The organism is Paenibacillus zanthoxyli JH29, from assembly GCF_000520715.1.
GTDB lineage: Bacteria > Bacillota > Bacilli > Paenibacillales > Paenibacillaceae > Paenibacillus_AQ > Paenibacillus_AQ zanthoxyli.
In genome coordinates this window covers 1-321 of sequence record NZ_ASSD01000337.1, presented here as the reverse complement: position 1 = coordinate 321, position 321 = coordinate 1, and the positions used below count along the sequence as shown (strand labels likewise).

Genomic DNA, 321 nt, shown 5'->3' with positions numbered 1-321 from the left:
TGCTCCAGAAAGGCCGAAATGTATACTTTGGCGATTTGCCGCTGCTCCTCTTCTTTTATAATTCCGCTGCGGTTTAAGAACAGCCCGGCCGGCGGGGCAAGATCGAGGAGACCCCAGTCGCTGTTGAACTGGCTGTGATTCGCATTGCCGATATACAGCGAGGTCTTGAAGGCATCGGTGTAAGCAGAATAGAATGAGCGAATATACTGCCGGTCTCCGTAGAAATCATGCACATCGCCGTCCCGCGCACCTTGAAGGGCCATATAGCTTACATCATGAAGCTCGGCCAGCCCTCCGTCGACCGTCTGGTCGGTGGGAGCC

Annotated in this window: 1 pseudogene; it reads right to left on the bottom strand. The window is 54.8% G+C overall.

Annotated elements, in window-relative coordinates:
* Positions 1–321, bottom strand: a pseudogene (locus L691_RS32770) (alpha/beta hydrolase); the annotation flags it as partial.